The sequence below is a fragment of the Limnohabitans sp. 2KL-17 genome, from assembly GCF_003063415.1.
Taxonomy (GTDB): domain Bacteria; phylum Pseudomonadota; class Gammaproteobacteria; order Burkholderiales; family Burkholderiaceae_C; genus Limnohabitans_A.
On record NZ_NESK01000044.1, the window covers coordinates 1 to 15,747 of the forward strand.

A 15,747-nucleotide genomic window follows, 5' to 3' on the forward strand; every position below is an offset into this window, starting at 1 on the left:
AAGAGCTACAGGCTCAAGGAGGCGGCGGCACGCTTGGACGTCAATCTGGAAACGTCATAATCTGGCTGCGCTGCCTGGGGGAATTTGGGGTGGCCACGGGTGGGGGAATTTGGACTGGCCATCAGGGATGAGGGTTGCAGGCGTTTTGCAGGGACGACAAATTAGTCTTACGGTAAGCGAAAAACTCATGATGCCAGCGGTATTTCCGCGCAAAACAATCAACTAAACGTTTGAAACAACTGCCTCGGATGAAAAACTACAGAATTGAAGAAACAGGCCAATACTTCCCGACCGAAATTGTTGGCGACAACTCCGGATCGGTTCTGGATATTGCATATCAGGACGTCGTTCAAAACTTTGAGAATGCAGGTGCCTTGGTTTTCAGTGGTTTCAAATGCGACATCGAAGAGTTTTATCGTTTCAACACTCAATTCGCGGCGAAGATATTACGGGATCCATTTGAGGACAGGATTCCGCATAAAGTCAGTGATGAAATTCAGTCTGTGACCATAGGCACCGGAGGACTCGAGCTTCATGCCGAATTTGGACACACACCTTTTAGGCCAGATGTGATTTCATTTTTTTGTGAAACTCCTGCGTCTGAGGGAGGGGCGACTACTATTTGCGACTCAGCGGCCATTTTGATGGAGCTGGAAAGATCCGTTCTGGACGTGTTCCTATCAAAAAAAATTAGATATGAATTCGGTATCTCAGAGCGGGTCTGGCAGAAGTTTTTCCTGACAAACGACATGTCTGCCGTCCAAAAGTATCTTAAGACAATGGGTGTTGATGCACATGCCGACAGATATCGGACATTGTGTGCCGCATGGGAGACTCCCGCTGTCTTCAAGTCCAGGTTTTCGGGGCTGAACTCCATTGCAAGCAATCTCTTCGAGAGAACCTATCCAGGTTTGCGGATTACTTTCGCAGACGGAGAGGAGATTTCACCAGAGGTGCTTTCCGAGTTTGGTCGGGCTGCCAAGCTTCACACAGTGGAGCTCAAATTGAATTCTGGGCAAATGGTCATGTTGGACAACACTCGCTTTTTGCATGGACGCAGGGAGTTCTTGGATCCGCTGAGGAAACTATTTGCTATTCAATACATGGCCAGATCTTAATCAGAAGAAAGCCCCCTTCAGCTTCGCCATGAGCAGACAACTGTGCGCGGCGCTGACACATTCACTGAGAGCCTGTTTCGGATGAAGCGGCTGGATGATTAAGTCCGCTACTGCAACCATAAGCGCATCAAGCTCAGATTGAAAGGACTCAGCCCGGTGGCGTACCGGCTGAGAAACACCGCTTAGTTGGCGGAACTGCAACCGTTCAACTCTTGGTGGTCAGTTCAAATCCGGGGCGATTCACCTGCGACACCCTGGTTTTGTGGGGCGAGCGGGGCGTGGTCCATCGCATGTTCAAACCAGTTGATCTGTGGCGGGCGCAATGCGCGGGGCGTGTGGACAGCCAAGTCGCTTAGAGCCAACGGGTGAGCTTTTGTATGGCCTCGGCTGGCATCAAGCCCGTGTGGGCTTGCACCAAGCGCTGCGCCCGGTCATACACCCACACTGTCGGCACGCCATCGGGCACCCACAGCATTGGTGCGCGGCCAGAGGCCCACAACACGCTGGGAAAGCTGTAGCCGTTCTTGTCCAAATGGGTTTGTGCGGCGGCCATGTCCTTGTCGGCCGACACACCCAACACCCGCAAATCGGTGCCTGACTGGGCCTGGTGCAAAGCCTGCATCAAGGGTGACTGCTTGACGCACACGGGGCACCAGCTGGCCCACCAGTACAGCACCAGCACCCCTCCCGGCTGCGGCTGCAAAGCGGGCAGAGCGTCCCCGCCGATCCAAGGCAGCGACGGCAAGTCCAGGGCCGTCCCCAGTGGCGGGGTGCCACGGCGTTGCGCACTGGCAACACCGGCCAAAGGCGTGAGAGCAGCGGCCCACGCGGCCTGCAGGCAACGCCTGCGAAAACCAAAAAATGAAGTCATGTCGTCTTCCTCTTGAATACCACAATGAACAGGCCTCTGTGAACTCGACTGTCTGAACAGGCCTCACTGAAATCAACTCACTGATCTGGATCGGCCCTCACCTATTGTCATTGAGATTGCCACTGCCCTTCAGACCTCGCAATGACTGATCAATCGTCACTGCGAGGAGCACAGCGACGTGGCAGTCTGGGGCCACAGATTGCCACGTGGTACGTCTAATTTGTTCCAGACATCGCCGCCCACCAGTTCCACCGCACCGCCATAAATCACCCGATAAGGGCTTCTTTTGCTTGTCTAAGCTGTGCGGTGTGCCCTCAAAGACTTGACCCTCATGAACGCTTGGCGCTGGTTTACAAAGTCTTGCCTGAGCTGCTGGACATGGAAGACCGGCGGGCCTTGTTGTTGTCGGGGGGCAGCAAAAGCTGGTTTCACTAGCTCGGGCGCTGGCGGTTGGGTGTTGATCGCGAAAAGTGACTTGAAACATTCGCGCAAATTGGTGGACTGCGAATTTGTGATCGAGCGCGACGCCAATTTGCAGACCGCCTTGGGCTGACTCTGCGCGCCGTGGCGTTGCGGGGTTTGCCGTACCTTTAAACCCCGCGCGCCAGCACCGGAAACAGCTTGTGTAGCCCATCCGTCATCACCTCGACCGCGAGGGCGGCGAGGATCAAACCCATCAGACGGGTCATGACGTTGATGCCGGTTTTGCCCAAAATGCGGGCGATGGGTGTGGCCAGCGAAAAGCACAAGGCGGTGGCCAAAGCGATGACCACCCCGTAGCCCACCAGCGTGCCCAGTTGGGCGAAGTTCTTGGCTTTTTCGGCATAAATCACCACGGTGGACATGGTGGCCGGGCCCGTCAAAAGGGGGATGGTCAGCGGCACCACAGCGATGCTGGCCCCTACGGCAGCTTTGGTTTGCGCATCGTGCACTTCTTCGGCATTGGCGCGGGCTTCGGCGGGTTGGGCGTTCAGCATGGACAAGGCGGAGGTGAGCAAAAGCATGCCGCCGCCGACCTGGAAACTGGCCAAAGAGATACCGAAAAACTCCAGAATTTGCAGGCCCAGCAAGGCGCTGGCCGCAATCACCACAAAGGCACTGAAAGACGATACCAAGATGGTTCGCTTGCGTTGTGCTGGCGTGAAGCCATGGGTGTAGTGGATGAAAAACGGCACGATGGCCAAAGGATTGACGATGGCCAGCAGGGTGATGAGAGGTTTGAATTCCATCGGCGCATTGTGCCGTATTCCCTTAAAGGGGCGCCGCCGATGTTCGCCTTCTGAACATGCCCCAGCCTTCCATGTGCAGCACTTTGACACCGTTCTGGTTGAACATTTCCCAGAGGTTGCGCGTCATGCCCACATCGGGTCGCTTGCCCATGGGTTTGGTTTCCAGAACGGTCGATTGCAGGCGCAGGGTGTCGCCCGGGTAGACGGGTTTTTGCCAGCGGATGTTCTCCAGGCCGGGCGATCCCAGACTGGATGTTTCAAGTAAGAAGTTGGTCACCATCAAGCGCATGGCCATGGCGCAGGTGTGCCAGCCGCTGGCCGACAGGGCGCCAAACACCGAGGCTTTGGCTGCTTCGTCGTCCAGGTGAAAGGGCTGCGGGTCGAACTGGGTTGCAAAGGCGATGGTCTCTTCGCGGGTGGGCGTGATGGTGCCGAGGTCACGCACTTGGCCTACCGCCATGTCTTCCCAGTAGTACTTGATGGTCGTCGGGTCGTTGGCCATCAGCGGCCTCCCGAGATGTCCAGAAAACTCATGGTGGTGTAACTGGCACCGTCTGACAACAACCAGACAATGCCCTCTGCCACTTCTTCGGGGGTGCCACCGCGTTGCGCCGGCACCAGGTGTTGCAAGTCTTTCACGCGGTTGGGCAGGCCACCCGAGGCGTGGATGTCGGTTTCGATCAGGCCCGGGCGCACGGCGTTGACGTGGATGCCTTCGGCCGCCACTTCTTTGGCCAGGCCGATGGTGAAGGCATCGATCGCGCCCTTGGCGGCGGCGTAGTCCACGTATTGGCCGGGCGCTCCCAGGCGGGCGGCGGCACTCGAGACGTTGACGATGCTGCCGCCTTCGCCGCCGTGCCGGGTGCTCATGCGGCGCACGGCTTCGCGGGCGCAGATCAGGCTGCCGATCACGTTGATGTCGAACATGCGCTTCCAGCGGGCCACGCTCATTTCATCCACGCGGGCCGCGACGTCGACCACGCCCGCGTTGTTGACCAGCCCCGAGAGACGGCCCAGTTTGGCGTCGATGTGCTCAAACATGCGCAGCACCTGCGCCTCGTCCGCCACGTCGGCCTGAACCGACATGGCCTGTCCGCCTGATGCGCGGATCTGGCGCACCACTTCGTCGGCCGCCAGAGAGTTGGCGGTGTAATTGACCGCCACAGACCAGCCGTTTCGGGCCGCCAAAAGGGCGGTGGCTGCGCCAATCCCCCGGCTGCCACCGGTCACCAACAAGACCTTGTTCATTGCGTGTCTCCTGCAAAAATAGAGGGCGCGGCGTTGGCCGCTGCTTCATGCCAAGATTACACAACACACAAGGAGTCGCCATGGGTCGCACAGTGGACTATTACTTCGCCCCGCAAAGCCCCTGGGCTTATCTGGGCCACCAGAGACTGGCCGATATCGTCCAGCGGACCGGGGCCACCGTGCGCGTGATGCCGATCGACCTGGGGGGCAAGGTGTTCCCGATCTCGGGCGGTTTGCCCTTGGGTCAGCGGGCGCCCCAGCGCCAGGCATACAGGTTGGTCGAGCTGCAGCGTTTCAGCCAGCACCTGAACGTGCCTTTGACGATGAAGCCAAGATACTTTCCAGTGGCAGGCGATGACGCGGCGCGCCTGATCATTGCGGCCGATCTGGATTTGGGCAGTGCGGCAGCGATGGCCATGACGGGCGCCATTTTGACCGCCTGCTGGGCGCAAGAACGCAACATGGCCGATGAGCAGGTTTTGGCCGAGTTGTTGCTAGAGCAGAACTTGCCGGCCAGTCTGCTGGCCCAATCGCAAAACCAAGCGGTGCAAGAGCGCTACGAGGCGTGCACCCAGGCGGCGATTGACGCGGCGGTGTTTGGTGCACCCAGCTACGTGGTCGATGGCGAGGTTTTTTGGGGCCAGGACCGACTCGACTTTGTCGAGCGCGCGCTGGCCCGCTGAATTCATTTGAACTTTCCGGAGAAAAAATGGGAACTACGATTGAACTGAAAGCGGCCGATGGCAGCTTGGTGCCGGCCTACGAAGCGCGCCCTGCAGGCACCCCCAAGGGCGCTGTGGTGGTGATTCAGGAGATTTTTGGCTTGAACAGCCACATCCGCGCAGTGGCCGATGGCTATGCCGCAGAGGGGTACCTTGCTGTGGCGCCTGCCATGTTTCACCGCGTCAAGCCGGCGGTTGAGTTGGGTTATGCCGAAGCCGATATGGGTGAAGGCTTTGGCTACAAAACGGCGGCCGAGGCTTTGCCTGCGCCTGGCGTGATGCAAGACATTCAGGCCGCAATCGACCACGCGGCCAAGGCATCAGGCGGCAAGGTGGGCGTGGTGGGTTACTGCTGGGGTGGCTTGCTGACCTGGCGCGCCGCTTGCACGTTGAAGGGCCTGAGTGCAGCGGTGCCTTACTACGGCGGCGGAGTGACCAGCGAAGTCGAAGCGGCTCGCCAGCCCGCAGTGCCCGTGCTGGCGCATTTCGCAGAGGAAGACACGTGGATTCCGATGGATACGGTGCATGCCTTCCAAAAGGCACACCCCGAAGTGCAGGTGTTCACCTACGCGGCGCACCATGGCTTCAACTGTGACCAGCGCGGTTCCTGGCACGCTGCGTCGGCGCAGCTGGCCCGAGAACGCAGCTTGGCGTTTTTCAAGCAGCATCTGGGCTGATCAATCCCCTGTGCGTGCCAGGTAGCGCTTGCGCCAGAACACCAGGCCCATCGATGTAGCGACCAGGCCCATGCCACCCAGCGTCCACCAAAAACCGCTGGCCTGATGCAGCCAGGGCATGAATTCGAAGTTCATGCCGAATACGGCCGCGATCAGGTTCAAGGGCAAGAAGATGGCGGTCAGCGCCGTCAGGGTGCGCATGATGTCGTTGGTGCGGTTGCCTTGCACGTTGAAGTGCATTTGCACAGCAGTTTCGGTGTTGTGCTCTAGTCTGCGCACGTGTTGCACCACCCGCTCGATGTGCTCCAGCACGTCGCGGCTGCGGATTTTGAGCAACTCATGCTCGCGCAATGCCGTGCTGTCTTTGCCAATGCCCCAGTTGTCCAGTGAATCGGTCCAGGCCTGCACGGCGGTGCGCTGGTCATCGCACAGGGCTTCCAGATGGTGCAGCGCCATCCGCGCTTGCAGCAAGGCATCCCATCGGTTGAAGCGCGTTTTGGGGTTGAGCAATTCGGCTTGCCAGTGGTCAAGTTGTCGGCTCAGTTCCCGGCGCAAATCCAGGTAGCTGTCTACCATTTGGCTGAGGATGCGCAGCATCATGTCGGCGGGGTTGCCGGGCACGCCGCGCGCACCCGCAGACCGCAGGTCGGCATATTCGGGGGTCTGCGCTTCAGGTAGCGTGCTGGACAGCAGCCGGGAGGCGTAGGCTTCGCGAACGGCACAGTCGGCGGGGTGGACGCTCAGGAGAACCCTGTCAAAAACCGCGAACCCCACCGGGCTGGTGTCAATCCGACGCAGCACGGGCGGACCGGGGCGTTTGCCCTGCGGCCCCAAGCCATTGGTGGCATGGGCCGGGGCGGTGTCGCTGCGTTGGGCCAGTCGCCTGAACACCATCAGGTCGTAGTGTGAGCTGTAGTCAAACCGGGAGGGCAATTGGGCGTTCAGCAGGTCGGAAACGTGCAGGTCCACCAAAGTCTGGCCCGTGAGCTGTTCCAGGGTGTTTTGAATCAACGCCAGCGCTGCCTGAAACCGTTCGCGCGAACAGGCAATCCACACGTAACCGTTTTCTGGCAACACTTGCGGCAGTGCCAACCCTGCATGAACCTGGGTGCCTGTGACCGTGAAGACCCGCATCCAGTGCTCAGCCTTGGCGAATCAAGCGTGCGGCGTCGCGGGCAAAGTAGGTCAGCACGCCATCCGCCCCGGCGCGTTTGAAGGCCATCAGGCTTTCCATCATGACCAGGTCGTGGTCCAGCCAGCCGTTTTGTGCCGCGGCCTTGAGCATGGCGTATTCCCCCGACACCTGGTAAGCAAAGGTGGGCACCTTGAACTCGTCTTTGACGCGGCGCACGATGTCCAGATAAGGCATGCCGGGTTTGACCATGACTATGTCGGCGCCCTCGGCCAGGTCCAGGGCCACTTCGCGCAGGGCCTCGTCACTGTTGCCCGGGTCCATCTGGTAGACCTTTTTGTTGCTCTTGCCCAGATTGCCCGCCGAGCCCACGGCGTCGCGAAAGGGGCCGTAAAAGGCGCTGGCGTACTTGGCGCTGTAAGCCATGATGCGGGTATGGATCAAGCCACCCGCTTCGAGCGCCTGGCGGATGGCGCCGATGCGGCCATCCATCATGTCGCTGGGCGCCACCATGTCCACACCGGCTTCGGCCTGGGTCAAGGCTTGTTGCACAAGCACATCAGTGGTTTCGTCATTCAGGATGTAGCCCGTTTCATCGAGCAAGCCGTCCTGGCCGTGGCTGGTGAAGGGGTCCAAGGCCACATCGGTCATCACCCCCAGTTCAGGAAAGCGTTTTTTAAGCTCGCGAACCACCCGTGGCACCAGGCCGTCGGGGTTCATGGCTTCTTTGCCCGTGGGGTCCTTGAGCGATGCGTCGATCACCGGAAACAGCGCCATGACGGGGATGCCCAGCTTCACGCAGTCCTCTGCCACGGGCAACAGCAGGTCCAGCGACAAACGCTCGACACCGGGCATTGAGCCCACTTGCTGGCGCTGGTTTTGGCCGTCCAGCACAAACACGGGGTAAATCAGGTCGTGCGCCGTGACCTGGTTCTCGCGCACCAGATTGCGGGTGAATTCGTCACGGCGCAGGCGACGTGGGCGGCTTGAGGGGAAGGGGGCAACGGGGTTCATATCGAAAATTGTGCCTGAAGTCTGGCCAAAGCTCCTAAAAAGGCTGTCCGCAAAGTGTCTGGTTGTGACGCGCCGCCGATAACCAACAAAAACAACATAAAAGACGAGATTGAGCTTGTTAATGGTTTTGTTATTTGATAAATTACGCTCAGGCAGTTTGCTGCCTCCCGCTTTTCCTCCCTGAGCGGGGCCTTGATGCGTTTACGCGGAAGGGCTTCCCACCCTCGGCCCATGGCCGGGGGTTTTTTTTGCCTTGGCAACCGGCCGGTGCTGGCCCAGCGATCTCTGACTACACTTGCGCCATGCTCTGGATCAAAGCCCTTCACATTGTTTTCATTGCCAGCTGGTTTGCCGGTCTGTTTTATTTGCCGCGCATCTTTGTCAATCTGGCAATGGTGGCGCCGGGTTCGGTGGCAGAGCGCGAGCGCTTGCTGCTGATGTCGCGCAAGCTTTATCGGTTCATGACCATCCTGGCCATTCCGGCCTTGTTGTTGGGCCTGTGGCTTTGGCTCTATGTCGGCATAGGCCAAGGCCAGGGCTGGATGCACGCCAAACTGCTGATCGTGCTGGCCTTGCTGGGGTACCACCACAGTTGCGGGGTGTTGTTGCGCAAGTTTGAACAAGGTCAGATGCAACGCAGCCACGTCTGGTTTCGCTGGTTCAATGAGGCGCCGGTGCTGATGATGGTGGCTGCCGTCATGTTGGTGGTGGTCAAGCCGTTCTAAGGCACTGACATGCGCACAACGCACTTGCGCAAAACGGCCGCTTGGCCCTTGGTGTGGATTTACGCCCTCCTGATCCTCTACGCGAGCCTGTACCCCTTTGACAATTGGCGCATCCAGGGCATAGCGCCCTGGGCTTTTCTGACCGCCCCCTTGCCGCGCTATTGGACGGGCTTTGATGTTTGGTCCAACGTGGTGGGTTATGCGCCTTTTGGTTTTTTGCTGGCTTTGGCGCTGCACCGCACCCGGCGGCGCTGGCCCGCGATTGCTTTGACCACCTTGGCTGCGGCGTTGCTGTCCTTGTCTATGGAGTCCATGCAAATGTTTTTGCCCGTGCGTGTGCCCTCTAATGTGGACGCTGCGCTCAATGTTGTTGGGGCTTTCACAGGTGCAGTCGGTGCGCGTGCTTTGACGCGGGTGGGGCTGCTGGACCGATGGAGCCGATTTCGGGACCGCTGGTTTGTGCCCGATGCGAGTGGCGCGCTGGCCTTGTTGGCTGTTTGGCCCTTTGCGTTGCTGTTTCCGGTGCCTGTGACCTTTGGTCTTGGGCAGGTGCTGGAGCGGGTAGAGGCCGCGTTGTCCCATGTGCTGGAAGACTCCCCCTTGCTGGAATGGTTGCCGCTGCGCGAGGTGGAGCTACAGCCCTTGCTGCCCGTGAGCGAAATCCTGTGCGTGGCCATCGGCTTGCTGCTGCCATGCTTGCTGGCTTTCGGGGCCTTGCGCCTGTGGGGGCAACGCATCGTTGCGGCGGCGCTGTTGGTGTTGGTGGGGTTCACGGCCAGCGCGTTGTCGGCCGCGCTCACCTATGGCCCGGCCCACGCCTGGGACTGGGTCAGCACCGAGGTTTTGGCGGGCCTGGTTTTGGCGGCCGTGGGTATGGCGGCAATGTCTTTTTGCACGGCGCGGGTTTGCTGGGTGCTGGCGCTGGCGGCCTTGGTGTGGCAACTCAGCTTGCTCAACAACGCATCGGCAGACGCCTACTTTGCCTTGACCTTGCAAACCTGGGAGCAGGGCAAATTCATTCGTTTTCATGGCCTCATTCAGTGGCTGGGGTGGTTGTGGCCTTACGCCTTGCTCACGTATTTGGTGAGTCGCTTGTCATCGCCCAGCCATGCCGCTGATTTGTGACCAGGTCAGCGCCTAAAATTCGGCCATGACCACCGAAACCCCCAGCCCCTACTTCAAGCGACACATCTTTTTTTGCCTGAACGAGCGCAAAAATAACGAGGCCTGCTGTGCCCAGCAAGGCGCCCAAGCCGCTTTTGACCATTGCAAAAAACGCATCAAGGACTTGGGTCTGTCAGGGCCTGGCCAGGTACGCGTCAACAAGTCGGGGTGCCTAGACCGTTGTGCCGGTGGTCCCGTGGCGGTCGTGTACCCCGAGGGCGTTTGGTACTCCTATGTGGACCAGGCGGATATCGACGAGATTGTCGAGTCGCACCTGAAGAATGGCCAGGTCGTTGAGCGACTGGTCACCCCAGAGCATCTGGGGCGCTGATGAATTCAGCCACCCAATCCTTGAATTTGCAAGGGACAGACGGCGCCATTGAGGCCCTGTGCGATACCCCTGAAAACGGCGTCTTCAAGGGCACGGCGGTCATCGCGCACCCCCACCCCTTGTTCGGCGGCACCATGCAAAACAAGGTGGTGCAAACATTGGCCAGGGCGTTTGTCCAGTGCGGCTGGCAGGCCGTGCGCTTCAACTTCCGGGGCGTGGGCGCCAGCGCGGGCACTTACGACGAAGGTCGTGGTGAAGCGGCTGACATGCTGGCCGTGATCCGTCAGGTGGCCCCGCAGGGCCCCTTGGCCCTGGCCGGGTTTTCTTTTGGGGCGTTTGTCACCAGCCAAGTGGCCCAAACCTTGGCGCCCGAGCGCCCCATTGACAAACTGGTGCTGGTGGGCGCCGCTGCCTCGCGCTTTGGGGTTGCACCGGTCGCCCCCGATCTGCACGAGCAAACCCTGGTTTTGCATGGCGAGCAAGACGACACCGTGCCATTGGCCAGCGTGCTGGATTGGGCCCGTCCCCAATTTTTACCAGTGACGGTGATCCCCGGGGTCGAGCATTTCTTTCACGGACAACTGCCTCTTCTCAAAACTTTGGTGGCCCGCCACCTGCGTGCCTGATCCTGATTTCCAGCGCATCTCCTCGGGGCTGCCCCACGACGAAAAGACCTTTACCCATGCCCCCATTTTTTAAAAGCTTGGCCAGCACCTGGTTGGCCGCGTTTTGTTTCTGTGCCCAGGCACAAATGCCACAACCGACTGAAGTGGCGGCCAAGGCCTATTTGCTGATCGATGTCACGGCCAACCAGGTGCTGGCGGCCAAAGACCCGGACATGGCCGTGGAACCCGCCTCACTGACCAAGTTGATGACGGCTTATTTGGTGTTTGATGCCCTGAAGTCGCGCAAGATCGACCTCACGCAAACCCTGCCTGTCTCCGAGCGGGCCTGGAAGATGTCGGGTTCGCGCATGTTCATTGACCCCAAAATGAGGGTGCCAGTAGAAGACCTGATCAAAGGCATGATTGTCCAGTCCGGCAATGACGCGACCGTGGCGTTGGCCGAGGGCGTGGGCGGCAGTGTCGAGCGCTTTGTGCAGCTGATGAACGACCAGGCCAAAGTGTTGGGCATGAAGAGCACCAGTTACCGCAACCCGGAAGGGCTGACTGAATCGGGCCACACCACCACGGCGCGCGATCTGAGCATTTTGGCCACCCGTTTGATGCGCGACTTTCCCGAACATGTCCCTTACTACGCGATCAAGAAGTACCGTTACGCGGGAACGCCCGCCGCCAACGACAGCAACCGCAATCTCTTGCTGTTTCGCGACCCCTCCGTGGATGGCCTGAAAACCGGGCACACCAGCACTGCCGGGTACTGCCTGGTGGCCACCGCCAAGCGAGATTTCGCCAATGTCGGGTCACGACGCCTTTTGTCGGTCGTGCTGGGTGCTGACAGTGAAAACGGACGTGCCAACGAAAGCCAGAAGTTGCTCAATTGGGGTTACACCGCCTTTGATGCGGTCAAACTCTTTGAAGCCGGGCAACCGGTGTTGAGTCCTGCCTTGTGGAAGGGCAAAACCCCTGTTTTGAAGCTGGGGTCATTTCAGCCTTTGATTGTTTCCGTGCCTGCTGGCACCGCCGCCCAGATCAAAACCCAGGTGGCCCGCCCAGACCCCCTGGTCGCACCTTTCAGCAAAGGGCAAGCCGTGGGCACATTGCAAGTGATGCGCGGCGACCAGCCCTTGTTTGACGTGCCCCTGGTTGTCCTCGAATCCGTGGAGCAAGCCGGCGTTCTGGGTCGCGCCTGGGATGCTGTGCGCCTGTGGATCAAGTGAAAATCAGCAGCAAACCGGTATTGATTTCCGGATAAGTTGTCACCAGCCCGCAAGGCGGTTATACTAGCGGGCTTTTCCGCTTTTGGGGCGGAGAAGTTTCTTTTGTCAATTTCCAAACGTTTAGGGACGTTTTAAACAATGCCAACCATCAATCAATTGGTGCGTCAGGGGCGCGAGGTCGAAACGACCAAGTCAAAAAGCCCCGCGATGCAAAACTCTCCACAGCGTCGTGGTGTCTGCACCCGTGTGTACACCACAACGCCTAAAAAACCCAACTCCGCTTTGCGTAAAGTTGCCAAAGTGCGCTTGACCAACGGGTTTGAGGTCATCTCTTACATCGGCGGTGAAGGCCACAACCTGCAAGAACACTCTGTGGTTCTGGTGCGCGGTGGTCGTGTCAAGGATTTGCCAGGTGTGCGTTACCACATCGTTCGTGGCTCGCTCGACTTGCAAGGCGTGAAAGACCGCAAGCAGTCGCGCTCCAAGTACGGTGCCAAGAAGCCAAAAGCCAAATAAGCTTTTGTCGGTTTGAATTTTTCGGTGCTGTTTCCTGCGTGGCGCAGTGAATCAGCGAAGTGACCCGAAACCCGGAATTGTCCAGGTGGGTCGAGTAAGTGAATGCTTTGAATGGCATTCGCGGTGTCTGAAAAGATACCAACTGAAGCAATTAAGAGGTGAAATATGCCACGTCGTCGCGAAGTCCCTAAGCGTGAAATTCTGCCGGATCCCAAGTTCGGCAACATCGAGTTGTCCAAGTTCATGAACGTGATCATGGAAGGCGGCAAAAAAGCCGTCGCCGAGCGCATCATTTATGGTGCCCTCGAAAACATGGAAAAGAAAACAGGCAAAGACCCTGTGGAACTCTTCTCAATCGCTATCAACAACGTCAAACCCATGGTGGAAGTTAAATCCCGCCGCGTGGGTGGTGCGAACTACCAGGTGCCTGTCGAAGTGCGCCCAGTTCGCCGCTTGGCCCTGTCGATGCGCTGGATCAAGGAAGCCGCACGCAAGCGCGGTGAGAAGTCCATGGCTCTGCGTTTGGCCAACGAGTTGCTCGAAGCCAACGAAGGCCGTGGCGGCGCCATGAAAAAGCGCGATGAAGTGCACCGCATGGCTGAAGCCAACAAGGCGTTCTCGCACTTCCGCTTCTGATCCAAAAGGGTTTCATAAAGAAGCCCGACACCGTCAGAAGCCAGCCCGCTTGCCCTACAAAGGGTGGCGGGCTTTAGTACACCATCATCGGAGAAATTTATGGCTCGCATCACCCCCATCGAGCGTTATCGCAACATTGGAATTTCCGCGCACATCGACGCTGGCAAGACCACAACGACCGAACGTATCCTTTTTTATACCGGCGTGAACCACAAGATTGGTGAAGTGCACGACGGCGCTGCCACCATGGACTGGATGGAGCAAGAGCAAGAGCGTGGCATCACGATCACCTCGGCTGCCACCACATGCTTCTGGAAGGGCATGGACGGCTCTTTCGATGACCACCGCATCAACATCATTGACACCCCCGGACACGTGGACTTCACGATTGAAGTCGAGCGATCCATGCGTGTTCTTGACGGCGCCTGCATGGTTTACTGTGCTGTGGGCGGCGTGCAGCCCCAGTCTGAGACCGTGTGGCGTCAGGCCAACAAATACAAAGTGCCACGCCTGGCCTTTGTGAACAAGATGGACCGTACCGGTGCCAACTTCTTCAAAGTCGTCGAGCAGATGAAATTGCGCCTGAAGGCCAACCCTGTGCCGATCGTGATTCCAATCGGCGCAGAAGAAAACTTCACTGGTGTGGTTGATCTGCGCAAGATGAAAGCCATCATCTGGGACGAAGCATCCCAGGGCATGAAGTTCAATTTTGAGGAAATTCCAGCCGACCTGCTCGAGGTGGCCAAAGAGTGGCGCGAGAAGATGGTGGAAGCCGCTGCTGAAGCCTCTGAAGAACTGATGAACAAGTACCTTGAAGAAGGTGACTTGTCAGAAGAAGAAATCACGCAAGGCCTGCGCATTCGCACCATCAACAGCGAAATCCAGCCCATGTTGTGCGGTACGGCTTTCAAGAACAAAGGCGTTCAGCGCATGCTGGATGCGGTGATTGAACTGATGCCTTCGCCTTTGGATGTGAAAGCCATCAAAGGCTTCGACGAAGACGAAAAAGAAATCATCCGCAAAGCAGACGACTCGGAAAAATTCTCTGCGCTGGCTTTCAAGTTGATGACCGATCCGTTCGTGGGCCAATTGACCTTCGTGCGCGTGTATTCCGGCGTGCTGAAAAAAGGCGACACCGTGTTCAACTCGGTGCGCGGCAAGAAAGAGCGCATTGGCCGTATCGTTCAGATGCACGCCAACAACCGTGAAGAAGTCGATGAAATTCGCGCGGGCGATATCGCCGCTTGTGTGGGCTTGAAAGACGTCACAACGGGCGAGACTCTGTGCGATCCAAACGCAGTGATCACCCTGGAGCGCATGGTGTTCCCTGACTCCGTGATCCGCCAAGCCGTTGAGCCAAAGACAAAAGCTGACCAGGAAAAGATGGGCATTGCCTTGTCGCGTCTGGCTGCTGAGGATCCCTCCTTCCGCGTGCAAACCGACGAAGAGTCGGGTCAGACCATCATTGGTGGTCAGGGCGAACTGCACCTGGAAATCATCGTTGACCGCATGAAGCGTGAGTTCGGTGTGGAAGCCAACGTGGGCAAGCCTCAAGTGGCTTACCGCGAGACCATCCGCAAGACCGTCGAAGAAGCCGAAGGCAAGTTCGTGCGTCAATCCGGTGGTAAAGGCCAATACGGTCACGTGGTGCTCAAGGTTGAGCCACAAGTGCCAGGCAAAGGTTTCGAGTTCGTCGACGCCATCAAGGGCGGTGTGGTGCCTCGCGAATACATCCCTGCGGTCGAAAAAGGCGTGATCGAAGCTTTGGGCCAAGGCGTGTTGGCGGGCTACCCTGTGGTTGACGTCAAAGTCACACTGCACTTCGGTTCGTACCACGACGTGGACTCGAACGAAATGGCCTTCAAGATGGCCGCCATCTTTGGTTTCAAAGAAGGTTGCCGCAAAGCCCAGCCCGTCATCCTGGAGCCCATGATGGCTGTGGAAGTCGAGACACCCGAAGACTACGCCGGTAACGTGATGGGCGACCTGTCCTCACGCCGTGGCATGGTGCAGGGCATGGACGACATGATTGGTGGCGGCAAAGCCATCAAGGCCGAAGTTCCACTGTCTGAAATGTTCGGTTACTCGACCACCCTGCGCTCCATGTCGCAAGGTCGTGCCACCTACACGATGGAATTCAAACACTACGCAGAAGCCCCGCGTAACGTGGCTGAAGCCATCGTCGCTTCAAGGGCTAAGTAATGAAAAGCGTGCCGGGGCAAGTTCGCCCCAGCGAACTTGCTCGGGCACCTCTGACTAAAAACAGTCAGATCTAAAAATTCAGAATCTGTCTGCGATCAAGTGCCACTCTGTGCCCGTGCTGAGTGATCAAGCAACCTGATGCAAACATTAAACCACCACACGGGCATTGCTCTTTTTAAGGATTGAAAAATGGCTAAAGAAAAATTCGAACGGACCAAACCTCACGTCAACGTGGGCACCATCGGTCACGTTGACCACGGTAAAACCACACTGACAGCTGCCATCACCACCGTGTTGGCCGCCAAGTTCGGTGGTTCGGCCA

Annotated in this window: 18 protein-coding genes and 1 pseudogene; 13 read left to right on the forward strand and 6 right to left on the reverse strand. The window is 58.3% G+C overall.

Features of this window, described 5'->3' with window-relative positions:
• Positions 1–248: 248 nt before the first annotated feature.
• Positions 249–1,118, forward strand: coding sequence for a TauD/TfdA family dioxygenase (locus B9Z45_RS15855; protein WP_108408180.1), 870 nt, complete (start codon positions 249–251; stop codon positions 1,116–1,118).
• 108 nt (positions 1,119–1,226) lie between these two features.
• Positions 1,227–1,304: pseudogene (locus B9Z45_RS17645) on the forward strand (IS3 family transposase); the annotation flags it as partial.
• A gap of 166 nt (positions 1,305–1,470) precedes the next feature.
• Here B9Z45_RS17645 and B9Z45_RS15865 read toward each other — a convergent pair.
• The 4 genes from B9Z45_RS15865 to B9Z45_RS15885 all read right to left on the reverse strand — a co-directional run bounded on the left by B9Z45_RS15865 (position 1,471) and on the right by B9Z45_RS15885 (position 4,466).
• A complete protein-coding gene (locus B9Z45_RS15865; RefSeq protein WP_108408181.1) occupies positions 1,471–1,989 on the reverse strand; it encodes a TlpA disulfide reductase family protein in 519 nt (172 codons plus the stop codon).
• A gap of 590 nt (positions 1,990–2,579) precedes the next feature.
• Positions 2,580–3,218 (reverse strand): MarC family protein, encoded by a 639-nt coding sequence (locus tag B9Z45_RS15875; RefSeq protein ID WP_108408182.1) that lies wholly within the window; start codon positions 3,216–3,218, stop codon positions 2,580–2,582.
• 22 nt (positions 3,219–3,240) lie between these two features.
• Positions 3,241–3,720, reverse strand: a complete 480-nt coding sequence (locus B9Z45_RS15880; RefSeq protein WP_108408183.1) for a MaoC family dehydratase — start codon at positions 3,718–3,720, stop codon at positions 3,241–3,243.
• Positions 3,720–4,466, reverse strand: a complete 747-nt coding sequence (locus tag B9Z45_RS15885) for an SDR family oxidoreductase (protein ID WP_108408184.1) — start codon at positions 4,464–4,466, stop codon at positions 3,720–3,722. The genes B9Z45_RS15880 and B9Z45_RS15885 overlap by 1 nt, the downstream gene beginning before the upstream one ends.
• 80 nt (positions 4,467–4,546) lie before the next feature.
• Between B9Z45_RS15885 and B9Z45_RS15890 the strand changes: the two genes are divergently transcribed.
• Together B9Z45_RS15890 and B9Z45_RS15895 are read left to right on the forward strand one after the other, a co-directional pair.
• Positions 4,547–5,149, forward strand: coding sequence for a 2-hydroxychromene-2-carboxylate isomerase (locus B9Z45_RS15890; protein WP_108408185.1), 603 nt, complete (start codon positions 4,547–4,549; stop codon positions 5,147–5,149).
• Between the two features lie 26 nt (positions 5,150–5,175).
• Positions 5,176–5,865, forward strand: coding sequence for a dienelactone hydrolase family protein (locus B9Z45_RS15895; RefSeq protein WP_108408186.1), 690 nt, complete (start codon positions 5,176–5,178; stop codon positions 5,863–5,865).
• On the opposite strand, the gene B9Z45_RS15900 is transcribed toward B9Z45_RS15895, so the two are convergent.
• Positions 5,866–6,999 carry a magnesium transporter CorA family protein gene (locus B9Z45_RS15900; RefSeq protein WP_108408187.1) on the reverse strand — a complete coding sequence of 378 codons (1,134 nt, stop codon included), beginning with the start codon at positions 6,997–6,999 and terminating at the stop codon, positions 5,866–5,868. It lies immediately after the preceding gene.
• A gap of 7 nt (positions 7,000–7,006) precedes the next feature.
• Positions 7,007–8,011, reverse strand: a complete 1,005-nt coding sequence (gene hemB, locus B9Z45_RS15905; protein ID WP_108408188.1) for a porphobilinogen synthase — start codon at positions 8,009–8,011, stop codon at positions 7,007–7,009.
• Positions 8,012–8,313: 302 nt separating this feature from the next.
• Here hemB and B9Z45_RS15910 point away from each other — a divergent pair, with 302 nt between their 5' ends.
• The 9 genes from B9Z45_RS15910 to B9Z45_RS15950 form a co-directional block, all read left to right on the forward strand.
• Positions 8,314–8,736 carry a CopD family protein gene (locus B9Z45_RS15910; RefSeq protein ID WP_108408195.1) on the forward strand — a complete coding sequence of 141 codons (423 nt, stop codon included), beginning with the start codon at positions 8,314–8,316 and terminating at the stop codon, positions 8,734–8,736.
• 9 nt (positions 8,737–8,745) lie between these two features.
• Positions 8,746–9,861, forward strand: coding sequence for a VanZ family protein (locus B9Z45_RS15915; RefSeq protein ID WP_108408189.1), 1,116 nt, complete (start codon positions 8,746–8,748; stop codon positions 9,859–9,861).
• A gap of 25 nt (positions 9,862–9,886) precedes the next feature.
• Positions 9,887–10,231, forward strand: a complete 345-nt coding sequence (locus tag B9Z45_RS15920; protein WP_108408190.1) for a ferredoxin — start codon at positions 9,887–9,889, stop codon at positions 10,229–10,231.
• Positions 10,231–10,857 carry an alpha/beta hydrolase gene (locus B9Z45_RS15925; protein ID WP_108408191.1) on the forward strand — a complete coding sequence of 209 codons (627 nt, stop codon included), beginning with the start codon at positions 10,231–10,233 and terminating at the stop codon, positions 10,855–10,857. The genes B9Z45_RS15920 and B9Z45_RS15925 overlap by 1 nt, the downstream gene beginning before the upstream one ends.
• A gap of 56 nt (positions 10,858–10,913) precedes the next feature.
• Positions 10,914–12,071, forward strand: a complete 1,158-nt coding sequence (locus tag B9Z45_RS15930) for a D-alanyl-D-alanine carboxypeptidase family protein (protein WP_108408192.1) — start codon at positions 10,914–10,916, stop codon at positions 12,069–12,071.
• 138 nt (positions 12,072–12,209) lie between these two features.
• A complete protein-coding gene (gene rpsL, locus B9Z45_RS15935) occupies positions 12,210–12,587 on the forward strand; it encodes a 30S ribosomal protein S12 (protein WP_066708835.1) in 378 nt (125 codons plus the stop codon).
• A 165-nt stretch (positions 12,588–12,752) separates the two neighbouring features.
• A complete protein-coding gene (gene rpsG, locus B9Z45_RS15940; RefSeq protein WP_108408193.1) occupies positions 12,753–13,223 on the forward strand; it encodes a 30S ribosomal protein S7 in 471 nt (156 codons plus the stop codon).
• Positions 13,224–13,322: 99 nt separating this feature from the next.
• Positions 13,323–15,425 carry an elongation factor G gene (fusA, locus tag B9Z45_RS15945; RefSeq protein ID WP_108408194.1) on the forward strand — a complete coding sequence of 701 codons (2,103 nt, stop codon included), beginning with the start codon at positions 13,323–13,325 and terminating at the stop codon, positions 15,423–15,425.
• A 189-nt stretch (positions 15,426–15,614) separates the two neighbouring features.
• Positions 15,615–15,747: GTP-binding protein (locus B9Z45_RS15950; RefSeq protein WP_233252117.1), on the forward strand; the 133-nt coding region annotated here is incomplete at its 3' end.